This window comes from Rhodococcus pyridinivorans, assembly GCF_900105195.1.
GTDB classification, from domain to species: domain Bacteria; phylum Actinomycetota; class Actinomycetes; order Mycobacteriales; family Mycobacteriaceae; genus Rhodococcus; species Rhodococcus pyridinivorans.
In genome coordinates, this window is the sequence record NZ_FNRX01000002.1 from 63633 (window position 1) to 84142 (window position 20510).

19 protein-coding genes, 1 tRNA gene and 1 other RNA gene are annotated in these 20510 nt (G+C 68.4%); 10 read left to right on the plus strand and 11 right to left on the minus strand.

Annotation, left to right across the window (positions count from 1 at the left end; translation table 11 throughout):
* Positions 1-8 precede the first annotated feature (8 nt).
* The 5 genes from BLV31_RS00960 to ffs all read right to left on the minus strand — a co-directional run bounded on the left by BLV31_RS00960 (position 9) and on the right by ffs (position 4551).
* On the minus strand, positions 9-785 hold the full coding sequence (locus tag BLV31_RS00960) for a trypsin-like peptidase domain-containing protein (RefSeq protein WP_006552503.1): 777 nt from the start codon (positions 783-785) through the stop codon (positions 9-11).
* Positions 782-1354, minus strand: a complete 573-nt coding sequence (locus BLV31_RS00965) for an HhH-GPD-type base excision DNA repair protein (RefSeq protein WP_064061186.1) — start codon at positions 1352-1354, stop codon at positions 782-784. The genes BLV31_RS00960 and BLV31_RS00965 overlap by 4 nt, the downstream gene beginning before the upstream one ends.
* Positions 1355-1376: 22 nt before the next feature.
* Positions 1377-2807 (minus strand): hypothetical protein, encoded by a 1431-nt coding sequence (locus BLV31_RS00970; protein ID WP_064061173.1) that lies wholly within the window; start codon positions 2805-2807, stop codon positions 1377-1379.
* A 309-nt stretch (positions 2808-3116) separates the two neighbouring features.
* Positions 3117-4409, minus strand: coding sequence for an aspartate aminotransferase type Ic (locus tag BLV31_RS00975; RefSeq protein WP_064061174.1), 1293 nt, complete (start codon positions 4407-4409; stop codon positions 3117-3119).
* A 47-nt stretch (positions 4410-4456) separates the two neighbouring features.
* Positions 4457-4551: signal recognition particle sRNA small type (gene ffs, locus BLV31_RS00980), an RNA gene on the minus strand.
* Positions 4552-4668: 117 nt separating this feature from the next.
* Here ffs and BLV31_RS00985 point away from each other — a divergent pair.
* A tRNA-Ser gene (locus tag BLV31_RS00985) sits at positions 4669-4756 on the plus strand.
* A gap of 85 nt (positions 4757-4841) precedes the next feature.
* Positions 4842-5105, plus strand: a complete 264-nt coding sequence (locus tag BLV31_RS00990) for a hypothetical protein (RefSeq protein WP_064061175.1) — start codon at positions 4842-4844, stop codon at positions 5103-5105.
* A gap of 23 nt (positions 5106-5128) precedes the next feature.
* Here the strand turns inward: BLV31_RS00990 and BLV31_RS00995 are convergent, their stop codons facing one another.
* Positions 5129-6184, minus strand: a complete 1056-nt coding sequence (locus BLV31_RS00995; protein ID WP_072740575.1) for a GmrSD restriction endonuclease domain-containing protein — start codon at positions 6182-6184, stop codon at positions 5129-5131.
* Positions 6185-6322: 138 nt separating this feature from the next.
* On the opposite strand from BLV31_RS00995, the gene BLV31_RS01000 reads away from it, so the two are divergent.
* Both BLV31_RS01000 and BLV31_RS01005 read left to right on the plus strand, forming a co-directional pair.
* Positions 6323-6988 carry a YoaK family protein gene (locus tag BLV31_RS01000; protein WP_064061177.1) on the plus strand — a complete coding sequence of 222 codons (666 nt, stop codon included), beginning with the start codon at positions 6323-6325 and terminating at the stop codon, positions 6986-6988.
* Between the two features lie 53 nt (positions 6989-7041).
* On the plus strand, positions 7042-7626 hold the full coding sequence (locus BLV31_RS01005) for a TetR/AcrR family transcriptional regulator (RefSeq protein WP_016691005.1): 585 nt from the start codon (positions 7042-7044) through the stop codon (positions 7624-7626).
* 53 nt (positions 7627-7679) lie between these two features.
* Here BLV31_RS01005 and BLV31_RS01010 read toward each other — a convergent pair whose 3' ends face one another.
* Positions 7680-8417 (minus strand): 3-hydroxybutyrate dehydrogenase, encoded by a 738-nt coding sequence (locus BLV31_RS01010; RefSeq protein ID WP_006552511.1) that lies wholly within the window; start codon positions 8415-8417, stop codon positions 7680-7682.
* Positions 8414-9802, minus strand: coding sequence for an MFS transporter (locus BLV31_RS01015; RefSeq protein WP_033097941.1), 1389 nt, complete (start codon positions 9800-9802; stop codon positions 8414-8416). Before BLV31_RS01015 ends, BLV31_RS01010 begins: the two co-directional genes overlap by 4 nt.
* 123 nt (positions 9803-9925) lie before the next feature.
* Here BLV31_RS01015 and BLV31_RS01020 point away from each other — a divergent pair, with 123 nt between their 5' ends.
* From BLV31_RS01020 to BLV31_RS01040, 5 genes are all read left to right on the plus strand, one after another.
* Positions 9926-10825 (plus strand): LysR family transcriptional regulator, encoded by a 900-nt coding sequence (locus BLV31_RS01020; RefSeq protein WP_006552513.1) that lies wholly within the window; start codon positions 9926-9928, stop codon positions 10823-10825.
* A gap of 9 nt (positions 10826-10834) precedes the next feature.
* Positions 10835-11767 (plus strand): tRNA glutamyl-Q(34) synthetase GluQRS, encoded by a 933-nt coding sequence (gluQRS, locus tag BLV31_RS01025; protein ID WP_019290296.1) that lies wholly within the window; start codon positions 10835-10837, stop codon positions 11765-11767.
* 86 nt (positions 11768-11853) lie between these two features.
* On the plus strand, positions 11854-12780 hold the full coding sequence (locus tag BLV31_RS01030; protein ID WP_072740573.1) for a DUF2189 domain-containing protein: 927 nt from the start codon (positions 11854-11856) through the stop codon (positions 12778-12780).
* A gap of 110 nt (positions 12781-12890) precedes the next feature.
* Positions 12891-13643 (plus strand): RDD family protein, encoded by a 753-nt coding sequence (locus BLV31_RS01035; RefSeq protein ID WP_019290297.1) that lies wholly within the window; start codon positions 12891-12893, stop codon positions 13641-13643.
* Positions 13644-13768: 125 nt separating this feature from the next.
* Complete coding sequence (locus BLV31_RS01040) at positions 13769-14500, plus strand: queuosine precursor transporter (protein ID WP_064061104.1); 732 nt, start codon at positions 13769-13771, stop codon at positions 14498-14500.
* A gap of 19 nt (positions 14501-14519) precedes the next feature.
* Here BLV31_RS01040 and tgt read toward each other — a convergent pair whose 3' ends face one another.
* From tgt to BLV31_RS01055, 3 genes are all read right to left on the minus strand, one after another.
* Positions 14520-15779 carry a tRNA guanosine(34) transglycosylase Tgt gene (gene tgt / locus BLV31_RS01045; RefSeq protein ID WP_174556316.1) on the minus strand — a complete coding sequence of 420 codons (1260 nt, stop codon included), beginning with the start codon at positions 15777-15779 and terminating at the stop codon, positions 14520-14522.
* The gene (locus tag BLV31_RS01050; protein ID WP_019290300.1) at positions 15776-17014 is read right to left on the minus strand and encodes an MFS transporter; all 1239 of its coding nucleotides are present in this window, start codon (positions 17012-17014) and stop codon (positions 15776-15778) included. The genes tgt and BLV31_RS01050 overlap by 4 nt, the downstream gene beginning before the upstream one ends.
* A gap of 162 nt (positions 17015-17176) precedes the next feature.
* Positions 17177-19918 carry a calcium-translocating P-type ATPase, PMCA-type gene (locus BLV31_RS01055; protein ID WP_064061111.1) on the minus strand — a complete coding sequence of 914 codons (2742 nt, stop codon included), beginning with the start codon at positions 19916-19918 and terminating at the stop codon, positions 17177-17179.
* A 148-nt stretch (positions 19919-20066) separates the two neighbouring features.
* Here BLV31_RS01055 and BLV31_RS01060 point away from each other — a divergent pair, with 148 nt between their 5' ends.
* Positions 20067-20486 (plus strand): pyridoxamine 5'-phosphate oxidase family protein, encoded by a 420-nt coding sequence (locus BLV31_RS01060; RefSeq protein ID WP_006552520.1) that lies wholly within the window; start codon positions 20067-20069, stop codon positions 20484-20486.
* Positions 20487-20510: the final 24 nt, after the last annotated feature.

A 20510-nucleotide genomic window follows, 5' to 3' on the forward strand; every position in this document is an offset into this window, starting at 1 on the left:
GGGATCGGTCAGGGGGTGTCGACGAGACGGAACCCCGAGCCGATCCCGTCGCGCGCGTCGATCTCGGCGAGGATCCGGTCGGCCCGCTGGTAGGCGGCGAACCTCGTGTCGGGAACCTGCCGGTCGTCGGAGACCGCGGTCTGCGGGAACCGGTAACCCACCGACAGTCCCATCCATTCGCCCGTCTCGGTACGCACGAGCGGCCCGCCGGAATCGCCCGGTCGCATGAGCAGCGGCGAGGACATCAGGTTCCCGTCCACCCGCACATCGCCGGTCGCGCAGGCCACCGACGTGCTCCGCCCTGCCGCGCAATGTGTTCCGGCCGGCAGCTCGCCTTCGCCGAACGCCGCGACCGATTCGAGCACGACTCGCTCTCCCCGGTCGTTGGGCACCGACGTGTTCGATCCCCGCACGCGGGTCTCGTCGAGCAGGACCACCGCGTAGTCGGCGATCTCGTCGGTGGGAAATCCCAGCTGATCGACCGAACCCGTACTCGCGACGTCCGTTTCGGTTCCGATCGGCCCGCGGTGCTGCTCCTCGACCTTCCAGACGGGCGACGATCCCGTCTGATAGCAGTGCCCCGCCGTGATCGCGACGAGCCGACCCGCGTCGTCGTGCCCGACCGCCGCCACGGAACACCAACCCGGTGTCGGCTCCGCGGAGAACACGATCCCGTCGCCGGGCCGGAGGACGACCCGGTCGTCTCCCCCGCCGGCCGAGGCCACGCCCACGGTTCCCCCGGCGAAGGCGACGGCGGCGCCGCACACCGCTGCGACGCGTCTCATGACTTCTTCGCTACCTTCATCGACTTCTTGAACTCGCGCACCTCGCGCAGCGACTGCTCGTCGACGACGTCGGCGATCGACCGGCGCGCATCCTCGTGCCCATAGTCGCCGGCGGCCTCGCGCCATCCCTCGGGCCGCACACCCATCTGCTTGCCGAGCAGCGCCAGGAAGATACGTGCCTTCTGGTCGCCGTAGCCCGGCAGCTTCTTCAGCCGCCGCAGCACTTCCTTGCCGTCCGGGTCGCCGGACGTCCACAGCGCGGAGGCGTCGCCGTCGTAGTCCTCGACGATCGCCGCGCACAGCGCCTGGATCCGCTGTCCCATCGACTTGGGGAACCGGTGGACGGCCGGTTGCTGCGCGCACACCGCGACGAACTCGTCGGGGTCGGCCGACGCGATGCGGTACACGTCGAGACCGCCGAGACGGTCGGCGAGATTCTTCGGTCCCGCGAACGCGACCTCCATCGCCACCTGCTGGTCGAGCAGCATGCCGATGAGAAGCGCCAGCGGGTTCTCGGCCAGCAGTGCGTCGGCGTCGGGATCTCCGACCAGGTTCAGCGTCGAGGACATGCAGACGATCATGCCCTGCGCGTCAGGGGCGGCGCCACACGACCACCGCGATCACGATGCCCAGGGTGAGCGCGATCGACGTGGTCAGAGCATGCAGCCAGTGCGGGAACAGCGTCGGTTGCGAGGTGTCCGGAACGGCGGCCAGGGCGGCGAACAACGCCACGACGGCGATGACCGACGCCGCCGCGGACCAGCCCTTGGCCAAGCGGGTATGCCTCGCACCGCGCAACTCGGCACTGCGCAGCAGGGCGTGCTCGACGATGTCCACGGCCTCGGACAGTTCCGCGTCGAGTTCGGCCAACTCGTCGGCGACCCGGCCGGCCATGAGTGCTCGCAGCTGGGTGGGTTGCGTCCACGAGTGGAAACGGTCGTCGTGGATCGATTCCTTGCGCAGCAGGGCCCGTTCCATCCGGCGCGCCTGCATGATCGCGATGTCGTCGAGGACCGCGGCCAGCCGATCGCCGCCGAGCCCGTCGGGGTGGCGCAGATGCTCCATGGTCGTCCAGTAGTCGGCGGAGGCCCGGGCCCGCACCGCCACCCACGGGATGAGCCCGTAGATCATCTCGCGGGTGCCGTGCCCGACATAGTCGCTGCCGAGGGCGGTGGCCTCGAGGTCGAACAGCACCGCACCGGAGTCCTCCCGCACGGCGATGGTGGCTCCCGGCTGCACGGGCCGGTCCACCAGCGGAACCCGGTCCCACTTCCACAACACACCCCAGGACCGTGCCGCCGCGCGGGCCTCCGGTCCGATGCGCGGGCCGTCGACGAGCGAGCGGACGCGTTCGCCGCCGCTCGAGACCACTTCCACGACCATGCCCTCGGCGACCTCGCGATCGCCGACTCCCCGGTGGCGGTGGACGACGAGTTCGTGCAGGGGCTGATAGGTCGTCGGCGCACACAACCGCCTGTTCAGTCCGGGAAACACGTCGTTCAGGCAGGCGTCGGCGGTCAGTTCGAAGGGCGCGAGGAACTCGCCGAGCACCGGGCGCAGACCGGCGCCGTCGCGGTCCTGCAGCGGGTCGCTGCGCCAGTCGACGAGCGGCGACCCGTGGTCCGACAGCGATTCCAGCGCCAGGACGAGACCGTGGCCGGGGACGTCCCACAGCGACACGCACGTCGCGGGGTGTCCCACATACGGTCGGGTCGTGTCCGGCGCCTCACGCAGCGACCCCGTCGACGCACCGAACGAGATCTCCGGTCGTGTCGGGTCGACGACGTGCCGGAACGCGAGCAGGCACGGCGGACGCACACCGTGGTCCGTCTCGGGCTGCTCGGCGATGCGTGCCGGCAGGAAGGGCTCCACCTTCTCGACGGGTGGGACCCGCGGGGGCGTCTCGGGCGCCGCCTCGATGTCGAGCGCCAGTAGGAACACCTTCAGTACACCGAGACACCCCGTGACAGATCCGACGGCCGATACGCCGACTCCGGAATTCACGAGAGCGCGGTTCTCCATCACACTCACCACTTCCGAACCCGCCGCACGGCATGCGGCGACCCTGACCAGCGAGTATGTCAGGTCGGTAGGGGAAAGCAAGTCGTGGTGACGGCGGGCACCGAGAATGCCCCGACCAGGGCCGATCCGAGTTGTCCACCGCCCGTCCACGTGTTGTGCACAACTTTATCCACAGGCTGGGAACAAACTCACACCCGGAGTGCAGATTCTTGTCGACGGAGGTACGCAACAAAGAATCGAGGCTCGCAACGCCGGCAGTGACTGCCGATGTTGCGAGCCTCGTCCTCGCGTTGCGTACCTACCCACGCACTACTTGTCGGCGAGCGCCTTCTCCGCTGCGGCCAGCAGCACGCAGGTCGCGACACCGTCCATGGCCTTCTCGAGCTCACCGAGCGAAGGGAAGCTCGGTGCGAGGCGGATGTTCTTGTCCTCGGGGTCCTTCTTGTACGGGAACGCCGAACCGGCACCCGTCAGCGCGATACCCGCCTCCTTCGCCAGGGCGATGACGCGGGCCGCCGTGCCCTCGACGACATCGAGGCTGATGAAGTAGCCGCCCTCGGGCTCGGTCCACGACGCGACCTTCGACGTGCCGAGACGCTCCTCGAGGATGCGGCGCACGAGCGCGAACTTCGGCGCGAGGATCTCGCGGTGCGTGGCCATGTGGGCACGCACACCGTCCGCGTCGCGGAAGAAGCGCAGGTGACGCAGCTGGTTGACCTTGTCGGGACCGATGGTCTTGATGCCCAGGTACTTCTGGTACCAGGTGAGGTTCTCGGTGGAGCTGCCGAAGAAGCTCACGCCCGAACCGGCGAAGGTGATCTTCGAGGTGGACGCCAGCGCGAACACGCGGTTCGGGTGACCGGCCTGCGCGGCCAGACCGAGGATGTCGATCGCGGGCGCGAGGTGCTCGGTGAGCGGGTGCACCGCGTAGGCATTGTCCCAGAAGATGCGGAAGTCGGGAGCGGCCGTCGGCATCGACACCAACTCGCGGGCGACCTCCTCGGAGTACACCGCGCCGGTGGGGTTCGAGTAGGTCGGCACAGCCCACATGCCCTTGATCTGCGGGTCGTTCGCGACGAGATCGGCGATGAACCGCACGTCGGGGCCGTCCTCGCGCAGCGGCACGGGGATCATCTCGATGCCGAGCGACTCGGTGATCGCGAAGTGCCGGTCGTAGCCGGGCGCCGGGCACAGGAACTTGACGACCGACTCCTGCGACCACGGGCGCGGCGAGTCGACGGTGCCGTGCAGCAACGACCAGACGACGAGATCGTGCATGATCTCGAGACTCGCGTTATTTCCTGCGACGAGGTTCTCGACCGGGATGTTCAGCAGCTCGGCGAAGATCGCGCGCAGCTCGGGCAGGCCGGTGAGGCCGCCGTAGTTGCGGGTGTCGGTGCCGCTGCCGTCGCGGAAGTCGTCGGCACCCGGCAGCGACAGCAACTCCGCGGAGAGGTCGAGCTGCTCGGGCGAGGGCTTGCCGCGGGTCAGGTCCAGCGTCAGCTTCTCCGACTTCAACCGTTCGTAGTTGGCGGACTGGCGCTCGTGCTCTGCAACGAGTTCCTCATGGCTCATCAACCCGTACTGGGTCTGCGTAGGCATGCGGAGGGACCTTTCACCGTGCACGGCGACACGGGCATCGGCGGAAATTAAGAGGACCCCGCGCACCCGGCAGAGCCCGTTGACCCTTGCTGCCTTCCGGCCCTGGGGGAGTTCACAGGATGCGCGCCGCGCGGGATCCATCGGCAAGTGTAGAGGAACGAGCGCCTCGGCGGCGAACCCGCCCCCGCAGCACCCCTGGAATCAGGGTGCGACGTGCCCGTTTGGCAAGTTGGGGTCTCCATTCGGTATGCTTCCCCACGGAGGATTCGCCTAGTGGCCTATGGCGCTCGCCTGGAACGCGGGTTGGGTTAACGCCCTCAGGGGTTCAAATCCCCTATCCTCCGCCACGGAACCCCGTGGGGCGCACAGCGTCCCACGGGGTTTCTGCTTTTCCGGTCCCCCTGTTCGCGTACCGGGCCGATCTCGGGCACGATGCGTCTCGTGACCGCGGACGACAATTTCCCGCTCGGCTGCGACGCCGACCACGAGCAGGCTTCGGTCTGGGTGGAGATGCTGGACCGGGAGATCGACGAGGTGTCCGCAGCCATCGAGAAGACCGAACAGAAGGCCCTCGCCGAACACCGGGTGGGGGCCGTGGACCGGGCGCGCCGGTTCGACGCCGAGGTCGAGCGGCTGGGCGCCCAGCTCCGCGAGCTGCACCGCATGCGCCGCAATCTCACCCACCGCTTCAGCTGACCGAGAGATCACGGCGGTGTGTGCTACTCGCAGGCGACGCCGTCCCCGTCACCGTCCATCTTCGGCCGGTAGCCGGGCTCTCCCACATACAGCGGTGCGGCTCCCGCGGCCCGGGCCGCCGCGCAGTTCTTGTAATACACCTCCGCCGGAGCAGGGGCCGGCTCGGCGGGGGCGGGCGCAGGTGCAGGTGCAGGTGCAGGAGCCGGCGAGGGTGCCGGCGCAGGTGCGGGCGCCTGGCGCGTCGTCGTGGTGGGCGCGGGTGCAGCTGCGGGAGCCCCACCTCCGCATTCGGTGAGGACCCGCGCCATCGCGTGGTGCTCGGCCTGCGTCACCCACAGGCCGTAGATCGCCTTGACCTCGATCTGCCGCGCGACATACGTGCAGCGGTACGCGCGGTTCGGCGGCAGCCAGGTGGCGGCGTCGCCGTCGCTCTTCTGCTGGTTGGTCGGCCCGTCCACGGCCTGGAGGTTGCGCGGGTCGTTGGCGAAATCGGCCCGGGTGCCCGCGTCGAGTTGCTGCGCGCCCTTCTGCCACGCGTCCGACAACGCGACGACGTGGTCGATCTGCACCGCGGTCGAGGTGTCCTGCCCGCGGGTGAACGCGATCGTCGTACCGGTGTACAAGTCGTTCAGGGTTCCCGACGCGACGACGCAGTCGCGGGTACCGGGCCGGTAGACGATATCGACGAGGTCGCGTCGCAGGATGTCGTTGCGGGTGTCGCAGCCGTTGCCCCCGAACTCCACCGACACGTCGTCGCTCCACGCCTGGCCGAACAGGTCGCGGCTGTACCCGGTCTTGGGCGCGCGCCCCTTGATCGGCAGGGTCGCCAGCCGGGCCAGGGCCTCCGACGAATCCGCCGACGCTGCCGGGTTCGGTGCGGTCGTCGAGGTGGAGCGCGTCGTGGTGGGGGACGGTGTCGTCGTGGGGGTTTCGGAGCTCGGCACCGGGGACTGTTCGGAAGTCGCCGCCGGAGCGACGGAAGTGTCCTCGGTGGTCGAATCACAACCGGTGAGGGTCAGACCCGCGACCGTCGCGACGACGAGCAGGGACAGCCGGGACGACAAGCGGGGCAAGGACATCGAGGGAACTCCTGAGAACGACGGCGCCGGACGGCTCCCCTTGTCCATCGCGCCCACAACACCCGGTCGTTACACCGCGTAAGTATCCGCGAGCCGACGTCGTCGGCATCCGGCGGGAACGGTTCCTACTATCGTCTGGTGGTCGGTTACGGCAGGCAGTTGCAGGGACTCGCGATCGCGTTGTCCTCTCTCGCAGGGTTCATCGATGCCCTCGGTTTCATCACCCTGGGCGGCGTCTTCGTGTCGTTCATGAGCGGCAACTCCACGCGCTTCGCGGTCGGGACGGCCGACGGTGCGTGGCAGACGGTCACCCTCATCGGCGGTGTGCTCGCGCTGTTCGTGCTCGGAGTGATTCTCGGCAGCGTGGTAGCGGAACTGACCGACCGAGACCGGCGGACCCGCAAGACCGCCGTCCTCGCGACGGTGACCGTGTTGCTGACGATCGCCGCCGCGGCCGTCTTCGTGGACTGGACGCCGGTCGCCGTGATCGCGATGACCTTGGCCATGGGAACGGAGAACTCGGTGTTCCGGCGGCACGGGGAGACGACCGTCGCCCTGACCTACATGACGGGTGCGCTGGTCAAGATCGGGCAGCGGATCGCGGCGGCGTTCTTCGGTGGTCCGCGCTGGAGCTGGCTGCCCTATCTGGGCCTGTGGGGCGGCCTGGTGACGGGCGCCGTTCTCGGCGCGCTCGCCCACCGGGTGCTGGGGCTGCACGCCCTGTGGATCGCAGCGGCGTTCGCAGCCGCGCTGACGGTGTCGGTCCGTTTCCTGTCAGATCGCGAGCTCACCGACGGGGTGTGATTCCCACCTCCCCGTACGTTCGTATGGTGGAGAGCTCGGCTACGGTGCTCCTCATGCGCACGCGGCCCTACGTCACCACCAGCCCCACCAGGCTTGCTGCGGCCCTGCTCGACGTGGCCGCACGCAACGGTCTCGACGCGGCGAGTGTGCGGGAGGTGGCCAACGAGGCAGGGGTCTCGATCGGGGCGGTGCAGCACCATTTCCCAACCAAGGACGAGATGCTCGCGTACTCGTTCCGCACGCTCTCGGACCGGGTGCTGAACCGGCTGACGAACGTCGATCCCGACATCGATCCGGCGCGCACCCTGTTCTCCGCGCTCAGCCAGCTGCTCCCCCTCGACGAGGAACGTGGCAGCGAGGTGCACGTGATGTCGGCGTTCGCCGTGCGGGCGGTCACCTCCCCCACGCTGAGCGCCATCCGCACCGCCACCCTGTTCACGATCCGCACGGGCATAGCGCGCGTATTGATCCGCGCCGGTACACCCGACCCGGAGACCCGGGCCGCTCTGCTGCTCTCGGCCGCGAACGGGCTCGCACTCGACGCGGCGGCGAGCCCCGAGCTCTACCCGCGCGAGTATCTGACCCACGCTCTGCACGCCCAGGTCCAGCTCGTCCTCGACGGCGCCGACGCGCACTGACCCGCACCCCGGAATCCGGGACGCGGGTCGGTGATTGCAGTCGGACCGTCCTGTCAGTGGGCCGACCAGCCGCCGTCCATCGTGTACGACGCGCCGGTGACCATCCCGGCTTCGTCGGAGGCCAGCCACGACACGAGCGAGGCCACCTCCTCCGGCTCGACCAGCCGGGTCACCGCCTGATCGGTGAGCAACACATCCGAGAGCACGCGATCCTCCGGGATGTCGTGCGCGCGGGCCTGTTCCGAGATCTGCTTCTCCACCAGCGGGGTGCGGACGTAACCAGGATTGACGCAGTTGCTCGTCACGCCACGGGGACCGCCTTCGAGCGCGACGACCTTGGAGAACCCCTCGAGGCCGTGCTTGGCGGTGACGTACCCGGCCTTGAACGCCGACGCCCGCAGCCCATGGACCGACGAGATGTTCACGATCCGGCCGAAGCCCCGCTCGTACATGCCGGGCAGCGCGGCCTTCACGAGCAGGAAGGGCGCCTCGACCATGAGCGTCTGGATGCGGCGGAAGTCGGCGAGGGCGAAGTCCTCCACCGGCCGCACCACCTGGATGCCGGCGTTGTTGACGAGGATGTCGACGTCGAGGCGGAGACCGTCGAGGCCGTCGGTGTCGAGCAGGTCGACACCCCACGCCTCTCCCCCGATCTCGTGGGCGAGCGTCTTCGCGGCGACCTCGTCGACGTCGGCGACGGTCACGCGGACTCCCTGCCGGGCGAGGGCGCGGGCGCAGGCCGCCCCGATCCCGCCGACACCACCGGTCACGAGTGCGGTGCGGGCCCTCATGCCGAGATCCTGGCGTTCTCGGCGGCCTTCTTCTGGGCGACCGTTTCCGCGTCCGCGGCGTCGATGTCGCGCAGCGAGATGCCCTTCGTCTCCCGGGCCACGATCACCGCGACGATCGTGATCAGCGACGAGCCGAGCAGATAGAAGGAGATCGGGACCGACGACTCGAAGCGGCTGAGCAGACTCGCGGCGATGATCGGGGCGAGCGACCCTGCGACGATCGAGGTGACCTGGTAGCCGAGGGAGACGCCCGAGTAGCGCATGCGGGTCGGGAACATCTCCGCCATGATCGCCGGCTGCCCCGCATACATGAACGAGTGGAAGACGAGTCCGATGACGATCGCCGAGATGATCCACGCACTGTTGCCGGTGTCCATCATCGGGAAGGCGAGGAAGCCCCAGGCACCGGCGGTGACGGCACCGATCATGTAGACGGGACGGCGTCCCAGCGTGTCCGACAGTCGTCCGACCATCGGGATGATCACGAAGTGCACGGCGTGCGCGGCGAGCATCCACCACAGGATGTGGCTGGTGTCGGCACCGACGACGATCTTCAGATAGGTGATCGAGAAGGTGACGACGAGGTAGTACATGACGTTCTCGGCGAACCGCAGGCCCATGGCCGTGAACACGCCGCGCGGGTAGCGCTCGAGCACCTCGAAGACGTTGAACGACGTCTCCTTCAGCTTGTCGGCCTCCTGCTGCGCCTCGAGGAAGATCGGGGCGTCGGTGACCTTGGTGCGGATGTAGTAGCCGATCAGCACGATGACGGCCGAGAGCCAGAACGCGACTCGCCAGCCCCACGACAGGAAGGCCGATTCGGGCAACGTGGTGGTGAGGACGAGCAGGACGATCGTCGCGAGGAGATTGCCCATCGGCACACCGGCCTGCGGCCACGACGACCAGAATCCGCGCGAGCGATTGGGGCTGTGTTCGGCGACCAGCAGTACCGCGCCGCCCCACTCGCCGCCGACCGCGAAGCCCTGGATGAACCGGAGCGTCACGAGCAGTGCCGGCGCCCAGTACCCGATGGCACCGAAGGTCGGCAGGCAGCCCATCAGGAAGGTCGCGACGCCGACCATGATGATGCTGGTCTGCAGCAGCTGCTTGCGTCCGAACCGGTCACCGAAGTGGCCGAAGACGATCCCACCGAGCGGCCGGGCGACGAAGCCCACGGCGTAGGTGACGAACGCCGCGATGATCGCGTCGAGTTCGTTGCCGCCGTCGGGGAAGAAGACTTTGGCGAAGACGAGGGTCGCGGCGGTGCCGTAGAGGAAGAACTCGTACCACTCGACGACGGTGCCCGCCATGGACGCACCGACGACCCTGCGCAATGCCGACGGTGAACTCTCCGGTCCATCCGTTCGTGCCTGTTCGACGCTCATGCCTGCACCCTCCCGGGACGCTGTGTGACGGGGAACACTTCCAAACACATATGCCGAGTATCGGTACGCACATTTGCATCCACAATGACGCGATTCGCAGATGCGATCTGCAAAACTGCACACATGAGCGTGCCTTCGGCCGATGACCTCCTCGTCCTGCTCGCCGTCGGGCGCAGTGGCAGGTTCACCAGCGCCGCCGACGACCTGGGCGTCAACCACACCACGATCTCCCGGCGGATCGCTGCGCTCGAGCGCAGCCTCGGCGGTCGCGTGCTCACGCGGTCGGCGGCGGGATGGGAACTGACCGACCGCGGTCGCGAGGCGCTCGAGGCCGCCGAACGCATCGAGGCCGCGGTCGGAAGTCTGCGGAACCCCCGGGGTGAGCGCCGCCTCGAGGGCGTCGTGCGTATCTCCGCCACCGACGGCTTCAGCGCCTACATCGCCGCCCCGGCCGGCGCGCTCGTGCGGCAACGCCATCCGGGTATCTCCGTCGAGATCGTCGCGACCACCCGTCGCGCCTCACAGCAGCGGTCCGGCATGGACATCGAGGTGGTCGTGGGACGCCCGCAGGTGCATCGGGCCGAAGCGCACCGTCTCGCCGACTACAACCTGGGCCTGTATGCCTCGCGCGATTATCTCGCCACGCACGGCTCCCCGTCGTCGGTCCGCGACCTGCGTGAGCACACCCTCGTGTACTTCATCGATTCGATGCTGCAGGTCGACGATCTCGACGTCGCGCGGCGCATCGCCCCCGACATGCAGGATTCGATCAGCTCGACGAACGTGTTCGTGCACGTCGAAGCGACCCGCGCCGCCGGAGGACTCGGTCTGCTGCCGTGCTTCATGGCCGATCGGCACCCCGATCTCGTCCGGGTCCTGCCCGGCGAGGTCGAGGCGCGTCTGGCCTACTGGCTCGTCGCACGCTCGGAGACGCTGCGGCAGCCGGAGGTCGCGGCCGCGGTCGCGGCGATCCGGGAGGTCGTGCACGCCCAGCGAGCGGTACTCCTGGGGGTCGCTCGATAGAGTGCACGGGTGTCACTTTCGGACGAGGACGAAGCAGGAGCGGGTCGCTTCGCACCGAGTCCCTCCGGCGACCTGCACTTGGGCAATCTGCGCACCGCCGTCCTGGCGTGGTTGTTCGCGCGGTCGACCAACCGTCGGTTCCTGGTCCGCGTCGAGGATCTCGACCGGGTGCGTCCCGGCGCGGAGCAACGCCAGCTCGCGGATCTCGCGGCGATCGGTCTCGACTGGGACGGCCGGGTGGTCCACCAGTCCCGCCGCCGGCGCCTGTACGACGAGGCGATCGCGCGGCTCGAGCAGGCCGGTCTGACCTACGAGTGCTACTGCACCCGACGCGAGATCCTCGAGGCCACCTCCGCACCCCACGCCCCTGCGGGCGCCTATCCGGGCACCTGCCGCAACCTCACCGACGAGCAGCGGGCCGAGCGCCGGGCCTCCGGCCGCGCCCCCGCGATCCGGTTGCGGGCGACCGAGGAGTGGTTCACCGTCCACGACCTGCTGCACGGAGATTTCACGGGCATCGTCGACGATCTCGTGTTGCGCCGCAACGACGGAACCCCCGCGTACAACCTCGCAGTGGTGGTGGACGACGCCGACCAGGGCATCGATCAGGTGGTACGCGGAGACGACCTGCTCACTTCCGCGCCCCGGCAGGCCTGTCTCGCACACCTTCTCGGACTGTCGGAACCCGTCTACGCGCACGTGCCGCTCGCGCTCGACAAGGAGGGTAAGCGACTGGCCAAACGGGACGGCGCGGTGACACTGGCCGATCAGCTCGCGCTCGGTCACACGGCCGCCGACGTGCTGGGCACGATCGCCGTGTCGCTGCGACTCGCCGACCCCGGCGAGCCCGTGTCGCCGGAATTGTTGCTGGACCGCTGGAATCCCGTGAGACTCCCCCGCGATCCGTGGGTGTTCACCCCGTCGGAGGAAGGCATCCGATAGGACACGATGCGGACATAGCGGATGCGGACCCGAGGTGATGTCCGTACTCTCTCGGAAGTGTCCGATCCCGGAGACGAGAGGCAGCCATGACCACCGGTGGTTACGACCCGAATCAGGATCCGAAGAACCCGGGTGGTTATCCGCCACCCGGAAACTATCCGCCACCCGGAAACTATCCCCCGCCCTCGGGGGGTGGCACTCCCCCGCCGGGTGGGAACTATCCGCCGCCCGGCAACTACCCCCCGCCCTCGGGTGGCAACTACCCGCCGCCGGGTGGGTCCTACCCGCCGCCGGGGAACTATCCGCCTCCCCCGTCGGGTGGTGACTACCCGCCCCCTCCGGGTGCGTACGGCGCCGGGAGCTTCGGTGGTCCGCCTCCGAATCAGCTGAGTGTCGGCGACGCGATCTCCTACGGCTGGTCGAAGTTCAGCGGTAACGCCGGCGTGTGGATCGTCTTCATGCTTGCTGCGTTCGTCATCCAGGGCCTGATCAGCGGCATCTTCAACGGGTTCGACTTCACCGGTGAGGCGACGGACTTCACCTTCCTGAGCGCCATCGGCAGCATCGTCTCGGCGATCGTCGGATACCTGATCCAGGCCGCCTTCGTGCGCGGTGCGCTGGCCGAAACCGACGGGCAGCGCCCCGCTTTCGGGACGTTCCTCCAGATCGGCCCGATCGGTGCGGTCATCCTCGCAGGTCTGCTCGTGGGCATCGGCACGTCGATCGGTCTCGTGCTGTGCATCCTCCCGGGCCTGGTGTTCGCGTTCTTCGCGTGGTGGACGATGCAGTTCGTCATCGATCGCAATCAGGATGCCGTCACCGCGATCAAGTCGAGCTTCAATGCCGTCAAATCGAATGCGGGAACGCTGGTGTTGCTCGCCCTCGCACTGCTCGGCATCAATCTCCTCGGTGCCCTGTTGTGCCTGATCGGCCTGCTGGTCACCGTGCCGGTGTCGATCATCGCCGTCACGTACGCCTACCGGGTCACCACGGGTGGTCCCGTAGCGGCCTGACACAAGCCCGGCGGGACCCTCCCGTCGCATCCGTAGGCATATCTACCGACGCGCCACGGCACGCTGTACCGTGGCGCGTTGCCATGCCGATCGCGACAAGGGAGACATAAGTGACCACTGGTGGCTATCCACCCCCTCAGCAGGATCCTCGGGCGACGGGCGGTCATCCCGGCGCCCCCTCGTACGGCGCCACCCCGCCCGATTACACCCAGCAGTTCCCGCAGTACGGCGCGCCCCAGAACGGTGGCCCCCAGTACGGCGCTCCTCAGTACGGAACCCCGCAGAACGGAACGCCCCAATTCGGTGCGCCCCAGTTCGGCGCTCCTCAGTACGGTGCACCCCCGTACGGGGCGCCGCAGGACGGTGGGTTCGGCGGCCCGGGATTCCCCGGCCCGGATCCGAATTTCGGTGCCGGCACCCCGGGGGAACTGCTCCCGCGTCTCGGCGCCCGCATCATCGACGGCCTCATCGTTGGTATCCCCATGGGGATCCTGAGCGCGATCATGATCCTCGCGAGCGGTGGAAGCGGTTTCGTGGACTTCTTCATGACGGTCGTCAGCGGTGTCGTCGCCTTCGGCTACTGGACGTACATGGAGTCCGCTCGAGGCGCGACGATCGGCAAGAAGCTCCTCGGCTTGTCGGTCGCCGGCCCTGCCGGTGGTAACCCCACCCTCGAGCAGGCCGCCAAGCGCAACGCCTTCGTCGCGCTGCAGATCCTCACCGGCGTCCCGCTGCTGGGCTTCCTCGCCGGTCTGCTGTCGCTCGCCGCATACATCGGTATCGCGGTCACCATCGAGCAGGACGGCAACAAGCAGGGTTTCCACGACAAGTTCGCCGGCGGCACCCGGGTACGTAAGTCCTGATCTCCCGTGCGCTCCGGGTCCCGTCCTCGTCAGGACGGGACCCGTTCGTCGCATATGGGGTTTTCGCGCACGTACAGACGGTCCGCAACTTCGTGATCACCCCGCGGAGATGCTTGGATGTCCGGGTGACCGAGCACGGATCGAACACCTCCCCCGCCCTCTTCGACCACGCCGCCTTCGCGCGCGTGGGACGCAGCCCGTACACGGGGATCGTCGTGCTGTTCACCGCGGTGCTGATGATCTCCAACATCTCCGCGACGAAGGGCATCGCGTTCTTCACCGGCTCCGAACTCACCGTCGGGCCGCTGCAGATCCTGCCGATCATCACCGACGGCGGGTTCTTCCTGTTCCCCCTCGCCTACATCCTCGGCGACGTGCTCAGCGAGGTGTACGGCTTCGCGGCCACCCGCCGCGCCGTCTTCTACGGCTTCGGGGCGGTCGCGCTGTCCGCGCTGTGCTTCTGGATCACGCAGCAGCTGCCCCCGGCCGACTTCTACGCCGGTCAGGAGTCCTTCGAGAACGTCCTCGGTGTGGTGCCCCGGATGTTGATCGCCGGGCTCGCCGGGTACGCGGTCGGGCAGTTGCTCAACTCGTACGTGCTCGTCCGCATCAAGGAACGCACCCGGGAGAAGCACCTGTGGGCGCGGCTGATCGGGTCGACCGTCGTCGGCGAGTTCGCCGACACCCTCATCTTCTGCTCGATCGCCGCAGGGGCCATCGGCATCACGACCTGGGCCGACTTCGTCAACTTCGTGATCGTCGGGTTCCTGTGGAAGACGCTGGTCGAGATCGTCGTGCTCCCGGTGACCTACCGCGTGATCGCGTACGTCAAGGAGCGCGAACCCTCCTACGCCTGACGACTCACGCCCTGACGACTCAGGCCCGACGCCGGCTCGCGTAGAACCGGCCGAGCGTCTCGGCCTTGAACTCGGCAAGCGTGCCGTTCTCCATGCTCGCCCGGATGTCGTCGACGAGGCGCACCGTGAACCGTTCGTTGTGGATCGTGCACAACGTCGAGGCGAGCATCTCCTTCGCCTTGAACAGGTGGTGGATGTACGCGCGCGTGTAGTTCCGGCAGGTGTAGCAGTCGCAGTTCTCGTCGATCGGCGTGAAGTCGCGCCGGTGACGGCTGGTGTTGATGTTGAACCGGCCGTCGGGGTGGTAGATCGCGGCGTTGCGCGCGACCCGCGACGGATTGACGCAGTCGAAGGTGTCGACGCCGTGCTCGACCGCGACGAAGATGTCGTCGGGTTCGCTGATGCCCAACAGGTGTCGCGGCTTGTGCTCGGGCAGCTCCTCGGTGCACCACCGCACGATCGTGCCGAGATTGTGCTTCTCGAGCGCACCGCCGATGCCGTAGCCGTCGAATCCGCGGCCGGTCTCGCCGACGATGGACTCGAGGCCCCGGCATGCCTGTCGTCGCAGGTCCTCGTACTGCGCGCCCTGCACGACGCCGAACAACGCCTGGTAGGGGCGGCGAGCGCGTTCGGCGGTGAGCTTCTCGTGCTCGGCGATGCACCGCACCGCCCACGCCTGGGTCCGTTCGAGGGAGCGTTCCTGGTAGCCGCGGGTGTTCATGAGGGTCGTGAGCTCATCGAAGGCGAACATGATGTCGGCGCCGAGCTCGTGCTGGATACGCATCGACACCTCGGGGGTGAACCGGTGCCGCGACCCGTCGAGGTGCGATTTGAAGGTCACCCCGTCGTCGTCGACGTGGGCGAGCCGCTCCTTGCCCTTGGCGATGACGTCGTCGTTCTGGACACCGACGGACTCCATCGCGATGACCTTCTTGAACCCGGCTCCGAGCGACATGACCTGGAAGCCGCCGCTGTCGGTGAAGGTCGGACCGGGCCAGTTCATGAACTTCCCGAGCCCGCCGGCCTCGTCGACGATGTCGGAGCCGGGCTGCAGGTAGAGGTGGTAGGCGTTGGCGAGCAACGCCTGCGAGCCGAGCTCGGCCATCGTCTCGGGCAGCACCGCCTTGACGGTCGCCTTCGTGCCCACCGGGACGAAGGCCGGGGTGCGGATGTCTCCGTGCGGGGTGTGGATCGTGCCCGTGCGGCCGAGTCCGTTGTCGAGACGCGCTCCGACCGTGAAGAAGGGATCGGGCGGGGTCGGAATGCTGGAATCGGTCACTTCCGTATCCAATCACGTCGGGAAGGTGCGGCCTTCTCGCGGCGGCGGACGGAGATCGCGAACACGGCGACACCGGCGAGCGCCAGCAGCACACCGACCGCGGCGGGAGCGGTGTAGCCGAACCCGGCCGCGATCACGACCCCGCCGATCCACGCACCGAACGCGTTGGCCAGGTTGAACGCGGCGTGGTGCAGCGACGCCGCGAGCGTCTGGGCGTCCTCGGCGACGTCCATCAACCGCACCTGCAGGGCCGGGCCCACCGCGGCGCATCCGACACCCAGGCCGAAGACCATCACGAAGGCGGTCCACGGGTTGTGGGCTGCGGCGACGAACAGCGCGAGCAGCACCGCGAGCGAGGTGATCGACGCGTAGACGCCGGGGATCACACCGCGGTCGGCGACGCGACCACCGATGGCATTGCCGACGACCATGCCCACGCCGAAGAGCATCAGTGCGACCGGCACCAGCGATCTCGACACTCCGGCGACGTCGGTCAGCGTGGTGCTGATGTAGGTGTACACCGCGAACACACCACCGAAGCCGATGACGGCCACGGCGAGCGTGAGCCAGACGGTGCTGCTCTTCAACGCCCCGAGTTCGACCCGCACGCTGGTCGTCGGTATCGACAGTGTCGGCACCCAGGCGGCGAGAGCGACGATGGTGGCCACTCCGATCACCGCGACCAGCACGAACGCCGCGCGCCAGCCCAGCGCCATGCCGAGCCACGAGGCAGCGGGCACCCCGACGACGTTCGCCACCGACAGCCCCATCATCACCAGCGACACCGCCCGCGCGCGGCGACCGGGTCCGGCGAGGTGCGCCGCGACCAGTGCGGCGACCCCGAAGTACGCGCCGTGCGGCAGGCCGGCGACGAAGCGGGAGACGACGAGCAGACCGTAGTTCGGGGCCAGCACCGTGGCGGCGTTCCCGAGGGTGAACGCGACCATCAGCGCGACCAGCAGTGTCTTGCGCGGCACGCGGGCGGCGATCGTCGCGATGAGCGGGGCACCGACGACGACACCGGCCGCGTAGGCGGAGACGACGTGGCCCGCGGTGGGTTCGGAGACCCCGATGCTCGTCGCGATCTCGGGGAGCAACCCCATGGCGACGAACTCGGTGGTTCCGATCCCGAACCCACCGAGGGCGAGCGCCCACATCACGAGCGTGCGCGCGGGATGTCCGGAGTCGGTGTGGGCAGGATCGTCGAGTGGGCGGCCGGAAGCCGTGGTGGTCATCGGTGAGGAAACCTTCGATCTGTCGAGGGTCCCGGAGCCGGAGGTCGTGCGGGCCGGGACGCGGGCGCGCTGGAGGAGCGACGCGGGGGCAGCCTCCATTCTGGGGCAGTCCGGCCTCACACTTCTCCCCGCGGCGACGTGAGTTCCGCCATCTCCCGATCGTCAGGTGAGGAAGGTCGTATCCGCCCGCTCGGCCCTGCGCGCCTCGATCCTCCTGGCGACGAACTTGCCGATCTCGTCCACCCACAGCACGGACGAGCCGACGGCGACCGCGAGCAGCCACTGCTCGGAGGTGAGCGAGGTGGTGTCCATGAATCCCTGCAGGGCGCCGAGTTGCACGACGCAGATCTGAAGGACGACGACGGCGCCGATCGCGATCCAGATGGTGTGGTTGGTGAACGTCTGCGCCGAGAACACCGATCCGAGATCCGAGCGCACGTTGAACAGGTTGAACACCTGGTAGAAGACGAATGTCGTGAACGCGAGGGTGGTGGCGAACAACGGGTCGGATGCACTGTCGGGGAACAGTTCCGGCCCGAAGTGCAGGACCGCGATCGTGCCCACCGTCATCACGATGCCGAGGCCGAGGATGCGCTGGACCCGGGAGCGTTCGAGCAGCGCCTCGTTCGCGGGCCGCGGTCGTCGCCGCATCGCGTCGGGGGCGGTCGGGTCGACACCGAGCGCGAGCGCCGGCGGTCCGTCCATGATGATGTTCACCCACAGGATCTGCAGTGCGCTGAAGGGCGCGCCACCCGCGAGGCCGAGCACACCGGCCGTCAGGAAGATCAGGACGAAGCCCCACGCCGTGGTGAGCTGGAACTTCACGAATTTGATGATGTTGTCGTAGATTCCGCGTCCCTCGGCCACGGCGGCGACGATGGTCGCGAAGTTGTCGTCGGTGAGGATCATGTCCGCGGCGCCCTTGGAGACGTCGGTTCCCGTGATGCCCATGGCCACACCGATGTCGGATTGTTCGAGCGCGGGAGCGTCGTTGACGCCGTCGCCCGTCATCGCGACGATCTGCCCGTCGGCCTGCAGCGCTTCGACGAACCTGATCTTGTGTTGGGGCGCCACGCGGGCGAGGACACCGAATTCCTTTGCCCTCCGGCGCAGTTCGTCGTCGGTGAGTTTGTCGAGATCCGCACCGGAGGCAGCCGACCCGCGGATTCCGAGTTCCTCGGCGATCGCGGAGGCCGTCACCAGATGGTCGCCGGTGATCATGTGCACCGAGATGCCCGCCTCGTGGGCGACGGCGATCGCATCCTCGGCTTCGGTCCGCGGCGGGTCGACGATGCCGACGATCGCGTGGATCGTCAGGTCGGCCACCTTCTCCTGCAGGGCATCGGTGTCGCCGCGGGGAACGGCGTCGAGGTCGCGCCCGGCGATCATGAGAGTTCGCAGACCTTCCGACGCGAGCGCCTCCACGGCCCGGTGGATCCTCGCGCGACCGTCGTCGTCGAGTGGAATCGGACCGTCGGGACCGGCGATCGAGGTGGCACGGTCGAGGAGCACACCCGGTGCACCTTTCACGAAACAGCGGTATCCGCCGTTCGGCAGGGTGTGGAAGGTGGCCATGTACTTGTAGTCCGAGTCGAACGGCACCTCCGCGATGCGGTTCAGCGCGGCCCGCGCACCCTCGACGTCGATGCCGCCCTTCTCGGCGAGCACCACGAGGGCGCCCTCGGTGGGATCGCCGACCAGTATTCCGTTGCGCACGGTCGCGTCGTTGCACAGTCCCATCCCGAGCAGTGCGTCCGTGAAGTCCGGTGCGGGCAGGCCGTCGCCGACAAGGATCTTGCCGTCGGTTCCGTACCCGGTGCCGGTGACGCGGAAGGCACGACCCGCGACGAGCAGTCGCTGCACCGTCATCTCGTTGAGGGTGAGGGTGCCGGTCTTGTCGGTGCAGATGTGGGTGGTGCTGCCGAGTGTCTCGACCGCGGCGAGTCGTTTGACGATCGCGCCGCGGGCCGCGAGGCGTGAGGCTCCCATCGCCAGGGTGAAGGCGACGACGGCCGTGAGCCCTTCGGGGATCGTCGCGACCGCCAGCGACACCGCGGTGACGAGGAGATCCGACCAGGTCTGCCCCCGCAGCAGTCCGAGGACGAACACCAGCGCCACCGTCACGATCGCGATGATCGTCAGGGCCTGGGCGAGCTGGCCGATGCGTCGTTGCAGCGGCGTCTGTTCGACACCTGCCGCTCCGAGAAGGGTTGCGATGGCTCCCATCTCGGTGCGCATGCCCGTTCCGGTGACGATCATCGCGGCACGTCCGCGTGTGACCTCGGTGTTCATGAACAGCATGTCGGTGCGGTCGCCGAGCGGTGCGTCGGGATCGTCGACGACGTCGACCTGTTTGTCGACGGGCTGGGATTCGCCGGTGAGGGCGGCCTCGGCGACCTGCAGCCGGACGGCGGTGACGAGTCGGCCGTCGGCCGGGACGGTGTCGCCGGCCTCGAGGAGCACCACGTCTCCGGGGACGAGTTCGGCGCGCGGCACCTCCGTCCCGCGACCGTCGCGCAGCACCCGGCTGGTGGACACCGACATCTTCTTCAACGCAGCGAGGCTGCTCTCGGCCCGGGATTCCTGCACGTAGTTCAGCACGGTGTTGAGCGCGATCACCGCGAAGATGACGACGGGGGTCTCCCACTCACGGGAGACGGTGGCGCTGACCACCGCCGCGACGACCAGAACGAGGGTCATCCTGTCGGCCAGCAGCGACAGCACGCGTCGCCAGGTCGGCACCTTCTTCGCCTCGTCGAGCAGGTTCGGGCCGTACTCGCCGCGGCGTCGTTCGACCTCGTCCGCGCTCAGTCCTCGTTGCGGATCGACCTCGAACGCCTCGGCGACGTCGGTCGCGGCGCGGGTGTGCCAACTCGAGGTGGTCGCGGGAGCCTGTGCGGACATCGGCACTCCTCGTTCGGGCTGCTCTCGGCGGATCGGGCGAACACGGTCCTGACGGCCGGTTTCACCGTAACCGGCGGAGCGTTCCACTGCGCCGGAAGCCGGTTCGTGATGTGCTGGATACGGCAGCGGAACCGGAGGAGTGAACGCGATGCGCGACAACCCGAACACCGACGATCCTGTCGTCCCCCTCGACGAGGACCAGTGCTGGGACCTGCTCGCGACGGGCAAGGTGGGCCGCCTCGTCACCGTCGTCGGCGGACGACCGGAGATCTATCCCGTCAACTACGTCACCGACGATCGCACGGTGTACTTCCGCAGCGGTGAGGGCAGCAAGCTCTCCGAACTGGCGGTGCACCCGCAGGTGGCCTTCGAGGTGGACGAGATCCGCGAGGACTCCGCATGGAGCGTCGTGCTGCACGGACACGCCCGGATCCTGCGGAGCTTCGACGACGCGGCGCGGATCGACGCCCTCGGACTGTCGCCGTGGGTTCCCACCCCGAAGTACGACTACGTCGCACTGACGGCCACCGACCTCACCGGGATGCAACTCACGCTCGTCAAGCGCTGACCGGTGGTGCCCTCTGCGCAGCAG

What these genes read in the sequence shown, in the direction of transcription:
- BLV31_RS00960 (WP_006552503.1), bottom strand. Translation starts at nt 785, where the DNA reads ATGAGACGCGTCGCAGCGGTGTGCGGCGCCGCCGTCGCCTTCGCCGGG.
- BLV31_RS00965 (WP_064061186.1), bottom strand. Translation starts at nt 1,354, where the DNA reads ATGTCCTCGACGCTGAACCTGGTCGGAGATCCCGACGCCGACGCACTG.
- BLV31_RS00970 (WP_064061173.1), bottom strand. Translation starts at nt 2,807, where the DNA reads ATGGAGAACCGCGCTCTCGTGAATTCCGGAGTCGGCGTATCGGCCGTC.
- BLV31_RS00975 (WP_064061174.1), bottom strand. Translation starts at nt 4,409, where the DNA reads ATGCCTACGCAGACCCAGTACGGGTTGATGAGCCATGAGGAACTCGTT.
- BLV31_RS00990 (WP_064061175.1), top strand. Translation starts at nt 4,842, where the DNA reads ATGCGTCTCGTGACCGCGGACGACAATTTCCCGCTCGGCTGCGACGCC.
- BLV31_RS00995 (WP_072740575.1), bottom strand. Translation starts at nt 6,184, where the DNA reads ATGTCCTTGCCCCGCTTGTCGTCCCGGCTGTCCCTGCTCGTCGTCGCG.
- BLV31_RS01005 (WP_016691005.1), top strand. Translation starts at nt 7,042, where the DNA reads ATGCGCACGCGGCCCTACGTCACCACCAGCCCCACCAGGCTTGCTGCG.
- BLV31_RS01010 (WP_006552511.1), bottom strand. Translation starts at nt 8,417, where the DNA reads ATGAGGGCCCGCACCGCACTCGTGACCGGTGGTGTCGGCGGGATCGGG.
- BLV31_RS01015 (WP_033097941.1), bottom strand. Translation starts at nt 9,802, where the DNA reads ATGAGCGTCGAACAGGCACGAACGGATGGACCGGAGAGTTCACCGTCG.
- BLV31_RS01020 (WP_006552513.1), top strand. Translation starts at nt 9,926, where the DNA reads ATGAGCGTGCCTTCGGCCGATGACCTCCTCGTCCTGCTCGCCGTCGGG.
- BLV31_RS01030 (WP_072740573.1), top strand. Translation starts at nt 11,854, where the DNA reads ATGACCACCGGTGGTTACGACCCGAATCAGGATCCGAAGAACCCGGGT.
- BLV31_RS01050 (WP_019290300.1), bottom strand. Translation starts at nt 17,014, where the DNA reads ATGACCACCACGGCTTCCGGCCGCCCACTCGACGATCCTGCCCACACC.
- BLV31_RS01055 (WP_064061111.1), bottom strand. Translation starts at nt 19,918, where the DNA reads ATGTCCGCACAGGCTCCCGCGACCACCTCGAGTTGGCACACCCGCGCC.
- BLV31_RS01060 (WP_006552520.1), top strand. Translation starts at nt 20,067, where the DNA reads ATGCGCGACAACCCGAACACCGACGATCCTGTCGTCCCCCTCGACGAG.